We start from the raw sequence: 1,842 nt of genomic DNA on the forward strand, positions 1-1,842 counted from the left end.
GCCCGCGAGATCGCGGACTGCATCCCGGGGGCCACCCTCGTCGAGGTCGCCGGCGCCGCCCACCTCGCCAACACCGAGTGTCCCGACGAGGTCACCTCCGTCCTTCTCGACCACCACGACGGACTGCCGGGACTCACCGGGCAGGAGTGAGCGCGCGGACTCACCCTCACCGGGCTCTCCTGCCTCCTCCGCCCCACCCGTCATCGCTCCCTCGCGCTGACGGGCCGCCCGCCATACGCTGATCCGCATGGCCTGGACAGCGCGCAGCATCCCCGACCAGAGCGGGCGCACGGCAGTGGTGACCGGAGCGAACAGCGGCATCGGGTTCGTGGCGGCGCGCGAACTGGCCCGCCGCGGGGCGCGCGTGGTGCTCGCGTGCCGCAGCGAGGAGCGGGGCGCCGCCGCGATGGACCGGCTGCTGGCCCAAGTGCCCGAAGCACAGGCCGAGCTCAGGATGCTCGACCTGGCCGACCTGTCGTCGGTGCAGCGCTTCGCTGAAGCCCTCCCGTACGAACGCGTCCATCTGCTGCTCAACAACGCGGGGCTGATGGCCGTTCCGTACGCACGGACGGTCGACGGCTTCGAGACGCAGTTCGGCGTGAACCACCTCGGCCACTTCGCTCTGACGGGGCTTCTGCTGGACCGGCTGCTGGCCGCGCCGGGCGCCCGGGTGGTCACGGTCTCGAGCATGGCCCACGCGATGTCCAACATCGACATCAACGACCTCAACAGCGAGCGCCGCTACCGCCCGATGCTCGCCTACGCCGCGTCGAAGACGGCCAACCTGCTCTTCGTCCGCGAGTTCGCCCACCGTGCGGACAGCAAGGGCCTCGACCTGACGGTGACAGCCGCCCACCCCGGCTACACGAAGACCCAACTCCAGGTCAGGGGGCCGCAACTGGCGGGCAGTCCGGTGCGCGAAGGCCTGGCCCGCCTCTCGAACGGAGCTCTCGGCTCCTCCCCCGACCAGGGCGCCGCACCGGTCCTGTTCGCGGCCACCGCGCCGTACGTGCACGGTGACTCCTTCTTCGGGCCGCGCATCTTCGGGGTGCGAGGGGGGCCGGGGCCGTCCCGGCGCGCCCCGTGGGCCCGTAACGACATCGCCGCGGGCCAGCTCTGGGCCGCGTCGGAGCGGCTGACGGGCGTGACGTACCAGGCGCTGTGAAGCGCGGAGGCCCGGCCCGGCAGATCCGGTCTTGGTGTGTGCGGCGGCGTCGGCCATAGTGGCCTGCGAACAGCACCGGAGGCGACCCGCTGTGCCCACGGCACCGGGAGAGTCACTCGTGCTCGGCGCGGGAGAGGAGGCAGGCGATGATCCGTGTACTCGTCGTCGACGACGACTTCATGGTGGCCCGGCTGCACAGCACCCTTGTCGGCCAGGTCCCCGGCTTCACCGTGGCCGGAGCCGTCCACAACGGCACCGACGCGCTCGCGGCCGTACGTGAGCTGCGCCCGGAACTGGTGCTGCTGGACATGTATCTGCCCGACCTGCCGGGGCTGGAGGTGCTGCGCGAGCTGCGCGGCGGCGCCGCACCGGAGGAAGGCCCCGACGTGCTGGTCGTCACGGCCGCGCGGGACGCCGAGACGATACGGGGCGCGCAGCGCGGCGGCGCCGTGCAGTACATCATCAAGCCCTTCGAGGGGCAGCTCCTCAAGGAGCGGCTGCGCCTGTACGCGGAGCACCGTGCGGCCCTGGCCGCGCTGAAGTCGCCCGAACAGGACGATGTGGACCGGCTGTTCGCCGACGTCGGCGGCGGTGCCGAGCCCGTCGGCGGCGGAAGCCTTCCCCCACCCCCGAAAGCCCCGAGGGCGACCAGGGTCCCGAGCCGATCGTCGCCGGCG

The 1,842-nt window shown here is 72.5% G+C and carries 2 protein-coding genes; both read left to right on the forward strand.

Annotated elements, in window-relative coordinates:
* Nucleotides 1–247 precede the first annotated feature (247 nt).
* Entirely contained in the window at nucleotides 248–1,165 is a 918-nt protein-coding gene (locus H5J26_RS30625; RefSeq protein WP_181769200.1) for an oxidoreductase, read from the forward strand.
* 146 nt (nucleotides 1,166–1,311) lie between these two features.
* The coding region (locus H5J26_RS30630) for a response regulator (RefSeq protein WP_181769201.1) at nucleotides 1,312–1,842 on the forward strand (531 nt) is incomplete at its 3' end.

Origin of the sequence: Streptomyces albidus (ex Kaewkla and Franco 2022) (assembly GCF_013870515.1) — a bacterium.
In the GTDB taxonomy this organism is placed as follows: Bacteria; Actinomycetota; Actinomycetes; order Streptomycetales; family Streptomycetaceae; genus Streptomyces; species Streptomyces albidus.